The sequence below is a fragment of the Pseudomonas sp. LBUM1662 genome (assembly GCF_059695915.1).
Genome location: NZ_CP166793.1, coordinates 5,445,283 through 5,461,993 on the forward strand (window position 1 = coordinate 5,445,283; position 16,711 = coordinate 5,461,993).

Consider the following 16,711-nt stretch of genomic DNA (forward strand, 5'->3'; position numbering starts at 1 on the left):
TTTCGGCACTGTCCACAGGGGCCTGACAGCAGTAATTCAGACTTTTACTTTGAGCGATGAAAGATAGGCTGTTGTCTTCTATCACGGCTCAAGGCTGATAAAAACAATGTCAGATTTACAAGGACGTAAAGCTGTTCGCCAACCGGTGACAGACGACCCTAAGGGCCGTCACTACGATTTCATCAACAGTCGAATCCACCCAACGTTCAAGGACGCCTCATTGCGCAGGGTGCGGGAGTTGGGCCTCACGAAAACGCTGCCCGGACAATGGATCAAGACGGCTGAAACACTCGATCACACACAGTTACAAGAAGCCAACCTCCAACTCTGGTCCGCTCAGAACAAGGTGGATCGGTTTATTGAAGCGTTACAAAACGTTGATGACTTTGCCGAACCCTTGCTCACCGATGCATTGAAGAAACAGTACGGCGTTGATGTCGATGTAAGAACAACTTGCTTACATCTTTATTTACCCAAAGAGCGCCCCTGGTTTGCCATCGACATTTCCCGCGGCGTTGTCACCCGAACCGTCTCACTGCTGAACGCCGCCTTACACAACTTCGCACGTACCGAAACCTGCGAGGCGGATTCCGACTTCATCAGCACGCCCGATAAACGCGGTCTCTTCGACGTCCTGCCGGTCAAACGCAAAATGTCCGTCGCCCAGTTCCAGACCCTGTGTCGCGAGCTGGACATCGGTGCGCGTTATGCCCGTTACCTTAAAGACCGCTTGCTGCCTGCCGACGCTGTCGCGAAGCGTTTTTTGCAACTCAACATCATCGAAAGCGAGAAAGCGGCCTTCAAAGCAGCCGCTCATCACGCGCTGATAACTGGCGACATTGATGCCGACGCGAGTGACCTGATCCTGAAGATGCTCAATGGCCAGCGCAACCTCACGCGCAAAGGCCGGGTGATGCATTTCGCTGAACTGTCCGTTCTGGATATCCGCCTGGCCGGGATCGTGTTGATTACACCGGACCTGGAGCGTACTCGCGGCGACGTACCGATATTCGCGTATGTCCCGCAGGACCCTGAGCATCCGCTGAAAGAGTATTCGTCCACGGTCGCCTTCATGAATGAACTGACTCGCCAGCTGCGTGACAACAAAGTCATTCCGTCCGCCGGTATGACTTATCGCCAATACTTCAGCCGGTTCGTCGATCAGTCAGAGCGAGGGCATTTTTTCGGCGGGCTGCAACAGCGTCTGTTCGAGGTGAAATGGCATCAGAAAGAACCGCTGGATCCCGGCCCCAGTTGGCGGGAAGTCCCGGTCGACCCACCCAATCTTCGTTTCAGCGCTGCACCGATCCGCAGCGAGTTCTGGGAACACCGCTTTGAGCAGAAACTGAACAAGATCCTCAATGACGCCCGACACATCGCCGTGCCCACCGCCGACACCGATCGCGATGCCCGATGGGCCTGGTGGGAGAACTTCAAGAAAATAGCCTCGGACATCTTCAATGTCGCCCTGATGGTCATCACACCGTTCGTGCCGGGGTTGGGGGAATTGATGATGGTCTACACCGCCTATCAGATCGCCAACGATGTCATCGAAGGCATCGTCGACATGACGTTGGGGCTGTGGACAGAAGCCGCCGAGCATATCGTCGGCGTGGTGACGGATGTCATTCAATTGGCGGCGTTTGCGGCCGGTGTGAAGATCGGCGAGGTCGCTCGCTTGAAACTTTCACCGTTGATCGAAGGCATGAAACCGGTGGAACTGCCCAACGGCCAGCAGCGCTTGTGGCATCCCGACCTCAAGCCCTATGAGCAGCCGAACATCGAGTTGCCGTCTGATTCCAGACCTGACGCATTGGGTTTGCACACCCATGAAGGTCTGAAGATTCTGCCCCTGGATCAAAAACATTACGTCGTGCAAACAGACCCGAAAACGGGCAACTATTGCGTCAAACACCCCCATCGCAGCGAGGCCTATTTACCCGAGCTACAACACAACGGTTTCGGCGCCTGGACACATGAAGCGCAGAGCCCGCGAGACTGGGGCCACCCGACACTGATGCGGCGTCTCGGTCACCGCGTCGACGGTTTCAACGATGTGCAGCTGGAGCAAATTCGCGTTGCCAGCGGCACCGAAGCAGCGGCATTACGGCAAATGTACGTCGAAAACACCGCCCCGCCCCCGTTGCTTGCCGACGGCCTTGATCGCGCAGACATTCAGCAGCAAACCGAGCAGGCAATTGAGGATATTCGCGGCGGACGGCCCATAGACCCCGCTTCTTACTGGTGCGAACCGCTGGCGACCTACCTTGAAGGCTGGCCCTCGGACAAGGCCCTGAGAGTCTACGAAAACACCGAACTGACGGGCCGCTTCCGCACCTACGGTAATGACCTGGCGAGCGACGAACAGACGCTCGCCACCAGTCTGTCGCGTCTCATGCAGGGTGACCTGCCGAAACAACTCGTCGAATTCCTGAGCGAAGAAGAACTTCAAGCGCTGCTCGGCCCGGGTGTCGCCCAGGAAGAACAGCTCCAGGCGCTGCGCAATCAACTGGCTGACGAGGCAGACCGCCTGCGACCCGATATCTTCAATCAGCGCTATCAAGCCGCACAAACGAGCGTTAACCCACAGGTGCGACAACTGCGCGACGTGGCTCCCGAGCTACCGACCCGAGCGGCAACCGTACTGCTCAACAGTGCCAGCAACGCAGAGCTCGAACGCATGACACAGGACAACCGCCTGCCACTGGACCTGAAAAACCAGGCGCGTGAAGCAGCCTTCGAAACCCGCGCCAACCATGCCTATGAAGGTTTTAACGATGATGCGCGCTGGGTGCCTGAGACCGAGCGACTGGTGCTGAATGCGCTCAGGATTCACACCGACGCATTCGGCGATTTGCGCATCGATGTCCGCCAGGGCTCCGACATCGGGCCGCTACGGTGCAGCGTAGGAGCAGAAGATGCGTCGGTCATCCGGGTATTGATCAAGGACAGCGGCACACGGTACGAAGTGTGGGACGCCGACAACCACAAACTGCATGACGCCGACGACTTTTACGAATCGGTACTCAACGCCCTGCCGGTCAGCAAACGCCTGCAACTGGGGTATCAACCCGGCCAGGGAGCATCGTTCAAACAATGGGTGCTGGTCAAAACCGAAGCCCCGGCCGAGCGCCGGATTGCCCTGGCAGAGCCGCCGATTCGCCCGATCGGCGACCCGGACACCTTGCTGCTGTTGCGTGGCCCTGGCTTTTCCATTCAGAGGGCCACTCTGGAGGAACGGGTGCAGGGTATTTACCCACACTTGAACGAGCGCGAAATCAGCACCTTTGTCCGCTCGCTGGGCGAAGAACCTCAGGCGCGCAAGACCATCGATAGACTTGACCGCGAACTCTACGATCTTCAAGTCACACTCAACAAATGGCGGCGTCGCCAACCTGAAACCTGGGGCCCGGATCGTGACGGGTTCGTGAGTGGTGGCGGGCGGCACATTTGCGAGCGGCTCATCGCCTGTTTTCAAAGAAAATCGAAGGCTTTTGGCGAGCGCAGCGCCACACTCGAAGGCGGGTATGTGCTGGACCTTTCAACGGAGTTCAACACGCTCGATCTGGAGCTGTGGTGGAGTGAGCTGCCTGACCTCAAGTACTACCTCGACCAGGTCAGTACGCTGAATCTGGACCGCACCGGCTTTTCCACCAGCGCCACAGGGCTGTTGAAGGATTTTCCTGATCTTCGGCAACTGAGTGCCCGTGGCTGCGGATTGGAAAAGCTGCCGGTAACGATTGGCAAAATGCATTTCCTCCGCACGCTACGCTTGATGAACAACCGGATCCGGTTGACCCGGTCAGCCGTCGAGCAACTGCGGCATTTGACGCACATGGAAACGCTCAGGCTCGATGACAACCCGCAGTTGGGTCTGCTGCCGAACGTCGAACGCATGCCGAAACTGAAGATTCTGAGTTTGAGCAACACCGGCGCAACCGCTTGGCCTGACGGACTGTTCGCAAGGCATCGCCCGAGAGGGTTTTATCTGGACCTGATGCAAAACCCGTTGCGCGACATCCCCGTGGTCGTTCCCGGTTCGGAGGCCGCGCGCCTCGTGGCCCGTACGCGACTGTTTCCGACAGACCTTTCAGACGCCAATCTGATTGTTTACAAAGACTACCGACGATCAGTGGGCATCAGCCCTGATCGCCCTTATTCGGCCATTGCCGAGCATGCGATCGATCAGTGGCCCATGTCCGACGACTCCCGATGGTGGAGTGACAAGGCCGCGGGCGTGGGCATCTTCAGGGTAGAAGCCTGGCACGACCTGATGACCGAGCCACACTCCCGAGGGTTCTTCAGCTTGATCCAGAAGCAGACCGAGTCGGCCGACTACCGTGCCGGTGGCGAGCGGCGCAAACAGCTGAGTGACCGCGTATGGCGAATGATCGAGGCCATCGACCTGGACACGACGTTGCGCAAAGAGTTGTTTGAAATGGCGACCGCGCCGACAACCTGCGCTGACGCGGGCGCCCAGGTATTCAACAACATGGGGATCAAAGTCCTGGTCAGCGAGGCCTATGCCCAGTCGACATCGACTGCGATCCTGGAAAGCAAGCTGGTGACCTTGGCCAAAGGCGCCGCGCGCCTCGAACGGGTGGATGACATCGCCCGGGCGGATTTCGCCAGCCGACAAGGTAATCCCGATGAAGTCGAAGTGTTCCTCGCCTACGAGACCGGCCTTGCCCAGCGTCTCGGCTTGCCTTGGCAATCAGAGACCATGCTCTATCAACCCATTGCCGGCGTGAGCGCCAAAACGCTCGATACGGCCTTCGATACCGTGATGTCGATGGAAGACGGCGACGGTCTGATCAATCACATGATCGAGCAATCGTTCTGGGAAAAATACCTGCATGACACGTATCCCTCGGACTTCAGGCGCAATGCCCGGACGTATGAAACCAGAACCGATCACCTGGATGAATTGCGCGAGGCCCAGCGTTCCTGGGCGAATTCCAAAGGACAGGTGATTGCGCAAAGACAGGCGCTCAAGAAGCGGCTGCTGGACCTTGCCAATCAACTGAACGTCCAGGAAAACCGTGTGCTCACCGATGAAGAAATGACCGACGAGGTCTACGGCGCATTACTGAATGACATCGGCTACGAGGAAAAACAGCTGAGCAGGCGATTGACCCGACAGGCGCTGGTCAACGCCGGGTAACAGCCCTTGCCCTGAAGGCAAACAAACGCCTTCAGGGCATGCTACGCGCTTATCCGATTTCCGAATCCCAAACCACGGTGAAGTTCCCGGAATATTTGGAGGCCACGCCCGGCGTCAACATGTAGTTCACGTAATAAGGTGCAATCTCGAAATGCAGGATGCCCGGCGCACGATCCACGTAAAAACCAGGTTTGAATTGTTGGGCATTCACGTGCCCGACATGCAACGGACGACGCTTGACCGGTTGCCCGTTGGTGTCCGTCAGGCCGTTCGGCAAGCTGACGCTGAGTTGCACCACCGCCGCGCGCTTCGAAACGGGGTCACGAATCATGCAATCGAACAATCCCGGAATGTCACACTCCAGATGCATCTTGAAGCGGGTCGATGACGAGATGTTGAATGTCTGATCACGAAACAACCGGGTCGGTTTACGCCCCTGAGCCAGCCAGGACTGCCAGCCACCTTCCGGGACCAGCTCCACACGATCACCGCCAGGAGGTATATCCACTTTCAAGGTGTGTTCGACCGTCAGGGTGAAGTTGAGGTTGATCAAATCGTCATCGGGCAACATCACATCACCCATGTCGAAATCCTTGTGCGGCCCTACGGTGTAATTCATGACACCCCGGTAAGTGCCTGTCGACATTTTCAGCGGATCGGGTGTGACCAGCTCATATGAAAAACCGACATCCTGATAGGCAAATCCAAGCGTCTCGGGAATCGGTTGGTAAGCGCGTTTCGCACAGCTCCCCGCATTGGCCGGCACTCGCCAGAAAAACGCGTAGTAATACGCGCTCCCGTAACCCACGCCGCCATAATTGCACGGTGCAGGCGCATTGACCCAGGAGGCGTCCCATACGCCTCCAGGAAGAGGCTCCTTGATCGTGTAAGCCGCCCCTATGCCGTTGACGCGCATTTTTACCGTCTCGGCTTTGCCGGTGTCGTCATGGATGACCGTGACTTCCTTCCAATAGGAGGGCGTGCGGAACATCGGGCCTTGACGTTCGGCGTGATCAGGCAGGATAGGCGCGATGGATCTGAAGCGAACCGGTAGAGCGATGCTGAAGACGCCATTTTCGCAATAAGCCGGATGGTCCTTGCAGTAACCCCCTTGCGGGGTCGTGTTTTTGAATTCGTTGTGCATGGGCCTTGCCGGGTCCGGCCGAAACACTGCCGTCAGATCCACAGTTGCCGCGCCTGCCGACACAGCAAATCCCCCCGTCAATACCAGCGCACTCAACTGGCTCGTTATTCTGATTTTGTCCATGATTTATACAGTCCTTTTGGGTGTTTCCATGCATAGCCGGTGAGTGCGCATCACGCCCCCGGCAACACCGCATTGAAAATCAGATTGACGCTGCCAAAGTAATTTCCAGGTTTGTAAACGCCGTCGACCGGTGGAAAAGGCACGATCTCCAGCGGCACCCGTTTACCCAGCGCCGCTTCGCTCATCGGCAGCACTTCGCGGTTGTCCAGTTCATTCAACAGAACGCCGTTGAACAGCACTCGCAAGCCAATATCATGGGCATCGGTGCCGTTCGACAGATAAGGCCGGCCCTCCAGCCTTGCTTCAATCGAGCCGGCCTCATTTTTCACATCGAAGTATTTGCGCAGACTGCCCAGTGACGACATCGCGAGGTTCCACGGCAGGCGTTGTTCACGATGAATCCAGCCAGGGTCAGAGGGGATCACGTAGAACGCCAGGGTCGGAATCGTCACGAACACGTCAAACGTGTGCACTTCTCTGGCCGCATAGGCCCACGAGCTTGCCAACAGGGCAGCCGCCAACACGGGCATGACAATCAGTTTCTTGAACATGGTCACCACCCGGGGTCAGCCCTTCACGTCGATTTTTTTGCTGCTCTCACCTTCGACCAAGGTGAAGTGGTACTCGCGACCGGCCTGCTTCTGGAACTGAAACGTGCGGCCGGCCAGAATGTGATGCTTGGTCGTCGGCTGGCAGTCCTGCTCGTTCTTGATCGAGCAATCCTTGAACTCGTCGATCACCACCACCGTGTTGCCGTTGTTGCGGATTCGATAGTTGCCCGCGTCGTTCTCGATCGCGCTGTCGAAACGCGTTTCCTTGGGCCGCACGAAAAACACCGCGCCGTAACCTGCCAGCACGGTGACCCCGGCGGACAAGGACTTTTTGTATTCTTCGCGCTCGTCGCTGGAGACGGCGAATTCATCTTCCTTCTCCGGTACGACCGGCACGAAACGCACCCGGAAATACCGCTCCCGGTCGCGTTCGCCCATATACAGCAAGCGTGTGCCCTGCATGCCGTTGGCCGGCACGATCAGCCGCGCCGGACTCGCCATCAAGCCATCCCGGGCATTGCCGTCGGCCTGGGTCTTGAGCGGCACTTCGCGCGAGGTGCCGTCGTTCTCATAGATGATTTCGAGGATGTTGACCTTGACGAAGGCCGTGCTGTCGCCGCCATTGAACACGCGTTTCAAATAGGTACTTTTGTCGCCGTCCAGATAGTCGTAGACGGTCCCGATATTGATGCTCGGTGCCGCGTGAGTCAGTTGCGCGAACAGATAAAAACCAAACAGTGCCAACAGGTGTTTCATCGTGCTGAACCTCATTGAATTGAATGCTGCAAAGGACGGCCCGCTAGATGTCTGAATCCCAGACCACCGTCACATTCCCGGAGTACTGGCGTTGTCGCTCGGGCCTTATCATTTCCGCGACTTCATCGGGAGGAATCTCGAAGTGCAGCGTCCCTGGTTTTCGCTCCACATAGAAAGCCGGTTGAAACAATTCGCTACCACTGCCATTGCGTCGTAACGGTTGACGATTCACTGGCCGCCCCGCCGCGTCAGTCAACCCTGTGGGCAGGGTGACGCTAACGTCGAGTGGCACGAAATGGCCGGACACCGGCTCTCGCAAAGAGCAGTTATCGCCGTCCTGGGTGTACTGGCACTCCAAGCGCATCTTGAAACGACTCGACGACGCGACAGTGAAGGTCTGATCACGAAACAGCCGTGTCGGTTTACGCCCTCGAGTCAGCCAGACTTGCCAGCCACCCTCAGGCACCAGCTCCACCCGGGTGCCACCGGGGGGGATTTCGACCTTGAGCGTGTGCCGCACATCCAGAGAGAAATTGAGGGTCAGTTGGTTGTCGGCTGGAATCATCACATCGCCCATGTCGAAATCCTGATGGGGGCCGACCGTGTAGGTGATGGAGCCGGTGTACTTGCCCGTCAACATGTTCAGTGGGTCAGGTGTACGTAGCTCATACGCGAAGACGAAAAACTGATACTTAAAGGACATCGGAATATCGAAAAGCGCCTTCTTGCTGCACACGCCAGCGCCCACCGGAACCCGCCAAAAACTGTTGTAGCCATGTTCGCCAGCCGTGTATGTGTTCACGCCCAAACAAGGTGCAGGCGCATGAGCCCACCCCCTGCCTTCCCACAAGTCGTTCCACCATCCCCCATTCGTTATCTCAACCACGGAAAGGGGCAGTGAGGCCTCATGGCCAATACCCCCAATCCTGATGGAAAGTACTTTTGAATCACCTGATTCGTGAGTCACGTGCACCTCTCGCCATTCAGAGGGAACACGGGCCATCCCACCCTGGCGCGGGTCCGTATGTCTGGCCAGAATCGGTGAGTTGGCGGTGAATGGAATCGGCGCGACCAGACTAAAAAGCCCAAGGGGTTTGCAGGCCTGCGGGACCTGACGACAAAACCCCTCAGACGGCGTCTGGTTGATGAATTCATTTTTCTGCGGCTTAGCCGAGTCGGGCTCGAACATTGCGTCGATGTCCATGACGGCCGCGACGGCCTGCAGGCTCGACACAATCAGGCAGGCCCCCAAAAAAAGAGCCCCTACGGTGCGCCATCGGATAGCAGTCGAAACATTCATCTTTTTATGCACTCCAGAGATTGAGCAACCCACATCAACCGGCGCTCTGCGCGGCATCACCAACGTCCGCCAACGTGTCTGGAGTGCAGCGCAAATCCCCGATCATCAACACATTGTTTTCAGTTCGCCCCTGGCTCGGGTCCAGCCGGAACTGGCACAGCAACTGATTGCCATAGCGCACTTCCAGGGTCGGTGAGCCTGCATTCATTTCCATGGAGAAGAACCCGTCCACCTCGCTCACCCCGCGACTGGCGTGGTTGATGATGTGGTGGCCCTTGAGCGGATTGCCCTGAGGGTCGATCAGACGACCGAGTACGGTGAGGGTTTGCATCACGCGAATCTGCCGATAGCCCACGCCGCCTTTGTTCAGGTGATAGCTGGATCGGGACGGTTGAATAGTCGCGGCGGGAACGTGGGTGCCCTCGAAATCGAAACTGACCGAGCTGCTTTTGTAAGCCGTGATCGGCACAAAATTGCGCCCGGGTTTGAGCACCGCACTGCCACCGCTCAAATCGTCGGCGCGCAAGGCGATACCGTCGATGTCCGATTCGACATCGATGATCATGCCGGCACCATTGCGGTGGTATTGGCTGGTCACGACCAACTTTTGTCCGCCGACGGCCACGGTGCTGTCCAGGTTCAAACCGCCGGTGAGGTCGTTGTTAAACGACGAGCGTTGAATAAATCCGTCAGCGTTGGCCAGGTCCGATTGCATCGACGCCATCGCGTTCAAACCGATGCCATAGGTGTCGGTGATCGCCGTGGCCGAGACGTTTTGCAGCAGGTGATCCTGCAAGTCTTTGCGGTAGGTGAGCGAGGCATTGTTATCGCGCCCGCCATCGCGATCGGTGCGGGTGCCGATGCTGCCGGACCACTGCTCTCCCGGGCCGCCCAGCGCGATGTTCACGCTCAGGTCGAGGCCGCGATTGCGATCATTGCCCGAGCTGAAACTGCCCGGACGGTCGAACAGCGACAGGCGCCAGTTGGCATCGCTGCCGAACAGTCGAGTGCGTTGGGTCCATCCCAGATCCATGCCCGTCCCGTTGGTGTTGCCTTCGCTGTGGGACACCCGGGCATTGACCGAACTTTTGCTGGTAAGCCGATGGTTTACCGATAACGACGAGTTACTGGTTTGCCCGATGAATACGGCGCGCTGCCGCACTCGCGTGCCGTCGGGCAGGGTGTCGTAGAGCCGAGTGGTGTCGAGCCAGCTGCGGTTATGGCTGGCGACGAGGCTGCCGCCCCCATAGGAATAAAGCCCCTGCACATCGAGTCCGGTGCCGTAGTCTTCGGTCTTGTAGACGTTGGCGAAAAGGCTCGCGTTGTTGACGATCGCCCAGTCAACCGACGTGCCGTATTGCAGCGCCTCGCGCACCTGCCGCGCTGTCAGGCCGAGGATCACACGCGGGTGCCAGAGGAAGTTGAAGGCGGCACCGGCGGTCATGTCGCCGTCGGCCTGCTCTTCCCAGTTACTGAGCAATTTGGATTCGCGACCGGCGAACAGGTTGTAGCGCCAGCGCTCGTCATGATTGCGCCAATTGTTGGGCTTGTAGACCAGCTCCAGGGTGCTGGAAGTGATCTGGCCGTCTTCGATCAGGCGCACTTCCACTTCATAAATCCCGCCGGGCAGCGGACGCGTATCGAGGGTCTGCAACCCTGCCGGGACTGCCTGAGTGTTGATCAGCAAACCGTCGCGGTAAATCTCCACGGAACCCTGGCGATTGGCCGTGACGTAGATCGGATAAACCGCCGGTTTCGGATTGTTGATGGCCAGGCTGTCGGAGCTGCCATACATGACGCCCAACGCGGTATCAGGGCTGGCGCCAAAGGTACGCGGCTGACGGGTCAGGCCTTCGGAGGTGGGCGTGAAATAACCCAGGCGCACAAAGTTGCCCTGCAATTCACGCTGGGTAAAAAGCTCATGCACGGCGTGATAAGTCTGGTTGTCGACACCGCCCAGGCGCGATAGCTGCATATTGACCGCTTGGGTCCAGTTGCCAAGGCTACTGCTGGCCTCCAGACCGTAACGACCACCGAGGTCCTGGTTCTGGCCGCCATTGAGGTTCAATTGGTTGCGCACGATCAAGCCAGTGCTGCCACCTTCGGGCAGGTTGTAATACTGCTGCACCTGGTCGTCCCGTTCGGCGTTCTCCGTGAGAATCGACACCAGCGAGTTTTCGAGGCTGTAGTGCACGGCCAACAGTTGTTCGGGGCAGTTGGTCTGGCAGGCGCCCAACGCCACGCCTTGTTTCAGATGGTTGGCCCAGATATCGCGCTCGCTGGGTTTGATTGTGCTGTCGCTGACATCATTGAAGTCAACTAAGGTGATTCGATCGTCGCGGGTCAACACGACCATCGCCTCACCGAGAAACTGTTGATCAAGTTCCACGCGCACCGCCAGCGGCACATCAAAGAAGTGTTCTTCGAACTCGCTCGGCAAACCCTTGGCTTGCGCAAGCAAACTTCGAGGTGTGTGGCCGTTGTCCGCTGGCGCGGCCAGGGCGGTTGCACAAAAACATAGGGCAAGCGCCGTCGCGATGGGAGTCATCGGGAACATGAACGGGATACTCTGAAGATAAGTGCGTTAAAACCCGATCGACAGGCAGTGAATACCCATCGACCGGTAAGTGCTAACGAATAAGGCTGAGCCTTAAGTCATGGCTGACTTAGATGCGCGGAACGGCATCGAAAATCACGACTGGACTGGCCGTGTAAAGACCTGTCTGACCGCTGACAGGCGAGGAGGCAGTAATCACCAGATCAGCCCGCATGCCCGCGTTGGATTCGGTATCGCCAACCACTTCTTTAGGAAGACCGCCCAAGGTTACGCCGTTGAAGACGTAGGTCATCGGGATGTTATTGGTGCCGTTGAACAGGGGTTGCGGACCACCTTCCACATACGCATGGACCGAACCGTTAGTGTGGCGGATATCGTAAGCGGCACGCAGCGGGCTCAAGCGCTCGGTTATCACGTTGTAGGACATTTTTTCATCTTTACCGAAGTCAGGATTAACCGGTTGGGCGTGGAATACTTCGGTGGGGATATTAGCGCTGATGTTGATGGACGAGCGCGCTTGTTCCGCAGCGAACGCCATCGAAGAGCTCAGGGCCAGGAGGGTCATCGGAACGGCGATTGCAAGCTTCTTGAACATTATTAAGTACCTGTCTATTTCAAAGGATTGGGCCGAGAAAAGTCTGAACAAGCGAACTTCATCCACGCGGTGATGGCGATTTCGCTTAACTTTCGACGCCAGAGAATGATCGTCCAATCGCTTAAGAAAGTAAGTACGTAACTTCCGAAGAACATGTAGTAACAATGGCGTTCGAACAATAGGAAAAAGTTTGAAAAATCACCAACTGGATTGTTTTACCCTCAGAGAAATACTACACACAGTTTTAACTGAAAAAGCACACAGACCGGAACTCATTAAACTTCCGTAAGACTCAGACTACTTGTCTCATGGTAGTGGACTAATGACCAACCGATGAACTTCCATAATTAGTTCAATTACTCTAAAAGAGCAACCACCGTCTCATTCCGCGTCGCTGATTGCGTCTGCCCCCCTGCGACGGCCGAAGCCGACCGTTGGTCCAGAACGCTTGCTCATCCAACAAGATATATCTTAAGTTGTATCTAAACACGACGAGAGAAGACGCAAAAATGAGAGACCATCATTCCCATCGAGACCACGGCGACAGCCGCGACGGCTTCGAGAAACGCCCGGGCCCCGGCCGTGAACGCGGTGGCCGTGGCCCCCGGGTGTTCGCCCCCGGCGACCTGAAACTGCTGCTGTTGGCGTTGATCGCCGAACAGCCCTGCCACGGCTATGACCTGATCCGCCAGATCGAAAGCATGTTCGACGGCGCCTACTGCCCCAGCCCCGGCGTGATCTACCCGACCCTGACCTTCCTTGAAGAAAGCGAAATGATCCTGGGCGATGCCGAGGGCGGCAAAAAACGCTACAGCATCACCGACGCCGGACGTCTGTCATTGACCGACCAGGCCATTGCGCTGGACGGCGTGCGAATGCGCATCGAGGTCAGCAAGCGCTCATTGCGCGGCCATGATCGCCCGGCCGAGATCCACGAGGCGGTGCACAACTTGCGTCACGCCCTGCAGATGCATCACGGCCGCTGGAGCCCGGAAGAAATCCTGCGGGTGCGCGACCTGCTCAACAACACCGCCAAAGCCATCGTCGACGGCCCTGCCGTTCAACCCGTTCAGGAGAAAGCCGAATGACTGAAGTGATCGTGCAATCCATTCACCGTGTCATGCATGAAATCAAACGCCGTCGTCTGCAAGTGTTGCGCGTGGTTGATCTGACGCCGCGGATGCGCCGGATCACCCTGGGTGGCCCGGAGCTGGCCGGTTTCGTCAGCCTCGGCACGGACGATCACGTCAAACTGCTGTTCCCGCAAAACGCGGCGGAACAAGCAGCACTGGAAACCCTGGTGCTCGGTGCCGGTAAAGACAACGGGCCGATGCCGGCGATGCGCGATTACACGCCACGTCGTTACGACCTCGACACCCTGGAACTGGACATCGACTTCGTGCTGCACGGCGATGGCCCTGCCTCAACCTGGGCCGAGCAGGCCCAACCCGGCCAGTTCCTGCACATCGGCGGGCCGCGCGGCTCGATGATCGTGCCGGACATGTTTGACAGTTACCTGCTGATCGGCGACGAAACCGCCCTGCCCGCCATCGCCCGCCGGCTTGAAGGCCTAGCGGCCAACCGGCGTGCGCTGGTGATCGTGGAAGTGGAAAACGGCGCCGAGCAGCAACGCCTGGAAAGCGCCGCGCAGGTCAATGTGGTCTGGGTGTTGCGTGACGGTGGCAAAGACAAGTTGCTGACCACCGTGAAGCAACTGCAAGTGCCCATCGGCAATCTGTATGCGTGGGTGGCGACCGAGACCAAGGTGTCACGGCAGATCCGCCGGGTGTTGCTGGATGAACACGGATTGAATGAGCAGTTCGTCAAAGCCGTGGGTTACTGGCGGGCGGATGACAGCGACGAGGAGTGAAAAGTGAAGGCGGCGCTATTGGCGCCGCCCAAGCTGGCGATCAATACCGATCAGCAACAAGGCCATCAGCACAAACCCCGCCAACAATCCCCCCGCATTCAAAAACACCTGTGGATAACCCAACGTGCCGACATCAATGAACGGATAGGGATAAACCGCCAACTCATGCCCACGCAGCAGCGAATAGGCGAAGTACACCAGCGGATAAATCACCCACAACCCGATATGCCGCAGCCGCAACGTGCCTTTGGGCACGCACCACCACCAATACGCCAGAAACAGCAGCGGCATGACGTCGTGCATCAACTCGTCGGCCAGCAATTGCCAGCCTTCGGGATGCCACAAGTGGCGCAACAACAGGCTGTACGCCAGCCCGACAACCACGATGCTCACGGCAATCGCGCTGCTGACCCACGGCTGCAAGAACCAGCGTCGCGCCGCTGACTCACGGGACGTCCATTCACAGGTCAGCACGGTCGCCACCAGCGTATTGGTCAGCACGGTGAAGTAGCTGAAAAAGCTCAGCAGCCCACCGATCAAGCTAGCTTCCAGCGTCCAGCGTGAGTACAGAATCAGGTACAGCTGAATGGCCAGCCCCGCCCAGCCCAGCACTGCGGCCACCGCCACAAAACGACGCCTCGCGGCAGAACCTGGCGTCGACAGGTTGACCATGTTCAGAGCGGGCGCTTGGTGCGCATCAGCTTCACGTACAAGCGTTCGACCTTCTCCCGCGCCCACGGGGTTTTGCGCAGGAAGGTCAGGCTCGACTTGATGCTCGGGTCACTTTTAAAGCAGCGGATATCGATGCGCTCGGCCAGCCCCGACCATTCGTAATGCTCAACCAGGGCGTTGAGGATTTGCTCCAGCGTCACGCCGTGCAGCGGGTTGTTGTTCTGTTCGGTCATGCCGGGCCTTCGAGCGATGTCAGGATGGGAAGCCGCGCACCTTAGCCGAGGGCTTCGTTGGGGGGAAGCGATCTGTGTGCTGTCAGTTAAATGTAGGTGAAGCGTAAAAGATCGCAGCCTCGTTTCACTCGACAGCTCCTACAGGTGAACGCGATCCAATGTAGGAGCTGTCGAGTGAAACGAGGCTGCGATCTTTCCCACGGACTGTTACCAAATCCGAAACGCTCCATGTCAGCAAAAGCGCTTTCTCTATTTGTAACCGGACATTATCCTTGCGCCCGTCAAGCTGAAACGCTTCATCTGCCCGCGACATAGTGCCGCTTTCCGTTCATCCCCCAGAAAAAGATCAAGAATTCCTTCTCTATGCCTTATTTCCCAACTTCGCGAGACAGCGCTGTCTGCACCGCTATTGCCAGCCGAAAAGCCCTGAACCTGATCGGTGGGTTCACCGCTTTGGGCCTTGCAACCTGCACCCAGGCCGCTCCCGCCTTCGATAGCGAATCCCCCTGGATGCTCGGCGACTGGAACGGCACGCGCACTGAACTATCGGAAAAAGGCTACGACTTCAAAGTCGATTACACCGGCGAGATGGGCAGCAATCTGCACGGCGGCTACGACCACGATCGCACCGCCCGCTACAGCGACCAGTTTGGTTTCGGCACGCATCTGGATTTGCAGAAAATCCTCGGCTGGGACGACGCTGAATTTCAACTGACCATCACCGAGCGCAGCGGCAACAACATCAGCAACGACCGGATCAATGACCCGCGTGTGGGCGGTTTCACTTCGGCACAGGAAGTCTGGGGTCGTGGGCAAACCTGGCGCCTGACACAGATGTGGTATCAGCAGAAATTTTTCGACCAGAAGCTCGACATCAAGGTTGGCCGCTTTGGCGAAGGCGAGGACTTCAACAGCTTCCCGTGCGACTTCCAGAACCTGGCGTTTTGCGGCTCGCAAGTCGGCAACTGGGTCGGCGGCATCTGGTACAACTGGCCGGTGAGCCAGTGGGCGATGCGCGTCAAATATCACCTGACGCCTGAGTTGTATGCGCAAGTCGGCGCGTATGAGCAGAACCCGTCGAACCTCGATCGCGGCAATGGCTTCAAGCTCAGCGGCAGCGGCACCCAGGGCGCAATTCTGCCGGTCGAGCTTGTGTGGTCGCCCAAGCTCAACGGCCTGCCGGGCGAATACCGCGCCGGTTACTACTACAGCAACGCCAAGGCCACGGATGCCTACAAGGACAGCAATGGTCAGCCCGCAGCCTTGAGCGGCGAAGCCTATCGCAGCGCGTCGAGCAAGCACGGCGTGTGGCTGGGCGTGCAGCAGCAGATCACCAGCCGCGCCAGCGATAACTCCCGCGGCCTGAGTGTGTTTGCCAACGGCACGATGCACGACAAGAAGACCAACGCCATCGACAACTATGTCCAGGCAGGCGTCGTCTACAAAGGCTTGTTCGATGCACGCGCCAAGGACGACATCGGCTTTGCCCTCGCCCGCGTCCACGTCAACCCGGCCTATCGCAAGAACGCCGAAGCGACCAACCAGGCCCGCGCCGTTTATGACTACGACGATCCCTCGTTCCTGCCACCCCAGGACACCGAATACAGCGCCGAACTCTATTACGGCGTGCACGTCACGAACTGGCTGACCGTGCGCCCGAACCTGCAATACATCCGCCACCCCGGTGGCGTGGACAAGGTCGATGACGCGTTGATTGGCGGGATAAAAATCCAGTCATCGTTCTAA

The 16,711-nt window shown here is 58.0% G+C and carries 12 protein-coding genes; 4 read left to right on the plus strand and 8 right to left on the minus strand.

All coding sequences use genetic code 11. The features are described from left to right. Positions 1 to 229 precede the first annotated feature (229 nt). Positions 230 to 5,164 (plus strand): NEL-type E3 ubiquitin ligase domain-containing protein, encoded by a 4,935-nt coding sequence (locus tag ACA049_RS24705; RefSeq protein WP_497336968.1) that lies wholly within the window; start codon positions 230 to 232, stop codon positions 5,162 to 5,164. 49 nt (positions 5,165 to 5,213) lie between these two features. Here ACA049_RS24705 and ACA049_RS24710 read toward each other — a convergent pair whose 3' ends face one another. From ACA049_RS24710 to ACA049_RS24735, 6 genes are all read right to left on the minus strand, one after another. Then, the gene (locus tag ACA049_RS24710; protein ID WP_497330568.1) at positions 5,214 to 6,431 is read right to left on the minus strand and encodes a hypothetical protein; all 1,218 of its coding nucleotides are present in this window, start codon (positions 6,429 to 6,431) and stop codon (positions 5,214 to 5,216) included. Positions 6,432 to 6,481: 50 nt separating this feature from the next. Next, positions 6,482 to 6,982 carry a CS1 type fimbrial major subunit gene (locus tag ACA049_RS24715; RefSeq protein WP_497330570.1) on the minus strand — a complete coding sequence of 167 codons (501 nt, stop codon included), beginning with the start codon at positions 6,980 to 6,982 and terminating at the stop codon, positions 6,482 to 6,484. A gap of 15 nt (positions 6,983 to 6,997) precedes the next feature. Beyond that, positions 6,998 to 7,738 carry a molecular chaperone gene (locus ACA049_RS24720; protein ID WP_497330572.1) on the minus strand — a complete coding sequence of 247 codons (741 nt, stop codon included), beginning with the start codon at positions 7,736 to 7,738 and terminating at the stop codon, positions 6,998 to 7,000. Positions 7,739 to 7,781: 43 nt separating this feature from the next. Then, positions 7,782 to 9,038 carry a hypothetical protein gene (locus ACA049_RS24725; protein ID WP_497330574.1) on the minus strand — a complete coding sequence of 419 codons (1,257 nt, stop codon included), beginning with the start codon at positions 9,036 to 9,038 and terminating at the stop codon, positions 7,782 to 7,784. A 34-nt stretch (positions 9,039 to 9,072) separates the two neighbouring features. After that, positions 9,073 to 11,595, minus strand: a complete 2,523-nt coding sequence (locus tag ACA049_RS24730; protein ID WP_497330576.1) for a TcfC E-set like domain-containing protein — start codon at positions 11,593 to 11,595, stop codon at positions 9,073 to 9,075. A gap of 109 nt (positions 11,596 to 11,704) precedes the next feature. Continuing rightward, positions 11,705 to 12,190 carry a CS1 type fimbrial major subunit gene (locus tag ACA049_RS24735; RefSeq protein ID WP_497330578.1) on the minus strand — a complete coding sequence of 162 codons (486 nt, stop codon included), beginning with the start codon at positions 12,188 to 12,190 and terminating at the stop codon, positions 11,705 to 11,707. Between the two features lie 509 nt (positions 12,191 to 12,699). Between ACA049_RS24735 and ACA049_RS24740 the strand changes: the two genes are divergently transcribed. Both ACA049_RS24740 and ACA049_RS24745 read left to right on the plus strand, forming a co-directional pair. Beyond that, complete coding sequence (locus ACA049_RS24740; protein ID WP_497330580.1) at positions 12,700 to 13,278, plus strand: PadR family transcriptional regulator; 579 nt, start codon at positions 12,700 to 12,702, stop codon at positions 13,276 to 13,278. After that, a complete protein-coding gene (locus ACA049_RS24745) occupies positions 13,275 to 14,060 on the plus strand; it encodes a siderophore-interacting protein (RefSeq protein ID WP_497330582.1) in 786 nt (261 codons plus the stop codon). The genes ACA049_RS24740 and ACA049_RS24745 overlap by 4 nt, the downstream gene beginning before the upstream one ends. Before the next feature lie 15 nt (positions 14,061 to 14,075). Here the strand turns inward: ACA049_RS24745 and ACA049_RS24750 are convergent, their stop codons facing one another. Both ACA049_RS24750 and ACA049_RS24755 read right to left on the minus strand, forming a co-directional pair. Beyond that, positions 14,076 to 14,732 (minus strand): Pr6Pr family membrane protein, encoded by a 657-nt coding sequence (locus ACA049_RS24750; RefSeq protein ID WP_497330584.1) that lies wholly within the window; start codon positions 14,730 to 14,732, stop codon positions 14,076 to 14,078. Positions 14,733 to 14,734: 2 nt separating this feature from the next. Next, positions 14,735 to 14,965, minus strand: a complete 231-nt coding sequence (locus tag ACA049_RS24755; RefSeq protein WP_007903672.1) for a VF530 family protein — start codon at positions 14,963 to 14,965, stop codon at positions 14,735 to 14,737. Positions 14,966 to 15,328: 363 nt separating this feature from the next. Here ACA049_RS24755 and ACA049_RS24760 point away from each other — a divergent pair, with 363 nt between their 5' ends. Then, positions 15,329 to 16,711 carry a carbohydrate porin gene (locus ACA049_RS24760; RefSeq protein ID WP_497330586.1) on the plus strand — a complete coding sequence of 461 codons (1,383 nt, stop codon included), beginning with the start codon at positions 15,329 to 15,331 and terminating at the stop codon, positions 16,709 to 16,711.

Bases quoted from the DNA above. Each gene is read 5' to 3' on its own strand.
- ACA049_RS24750 (WP_497330584.1), bottom strand. From the start codon at position 14,732: ATGGTCAACCTGTCGACGCCAGGTTCTGCCGCGAGGCGTCGTTTTGTG.
- ACA049_RS24745 (WP_497330582.1), top strand. From the start codon at position 13,275: ATGACTGAAGTGATCGTGCAATCCATTCACCGTGTCATGCATGAAATC.
- ACA049_RS24730 (WP_497330576.1), bottom strand. From the start codon at position 11,595: ATGTTCCCGATGACTCCCATCGCGACGGCGCTTGCCCTATGTTTTTGT.
- ACA049_RS24720 (WP_497330572.1), bottom strand. From the start codon at position 7,738: ATGAAACACCTGTTGGCACTGTTTGGTTTTTATCTGTTCGCGCAACTG.
- ACA049_RS24735 (WP_497330578.1), bottom strand. From the start codon at position 12,190: ATGTTCAAGAAGCTTGCAATCGCCGTTCCGATGACCCTCCTGGCCCTG.
- ACA049_RS24710 (WP_497330568.1), bottom strand. From the start codon at position 6,431: ATGGACAAAATCAGAATAACGAGCCAGTTGAGTGCGCTGGTATTGACG.
- ACA049_RS24755 (WP_007903672.1), bottom strand. From the start codon at position 14,965: ATGACCGAACAGAACAACAACCCGCTGCACGGCGTGACGCTGGAGCAA.
- ACA049_RS24740 (WP_497330580.1), top strand. From the start codon at position 12,700: ATGAGAGACCATCATTCCCATCGAGACCACGGCGACAGCCGCGACGGC.
- ACA049_RS24725 (WP_497330574.1), bottom strand. From the start codon at position 9,038: ATGAATGTTTCGACTGCTATCCGATGGCGCACCGTAGGGGCTCTTTTT.
- ACA049_RS24715 (WP_497330570.1), bottom strand. From the start codon at position 6,982: ATGTTCAAGAAACTGATTGTCATGCCCGTGTTGGCGGCTGCCCTGTTG.
- ACA049_RS24760 (WP_497330586.1), top strand. From the start codon at position 15,329: ATGCCTTATTTCCCAACTTCGCGAGACAGCGCTGTCTGCACCGCTATT.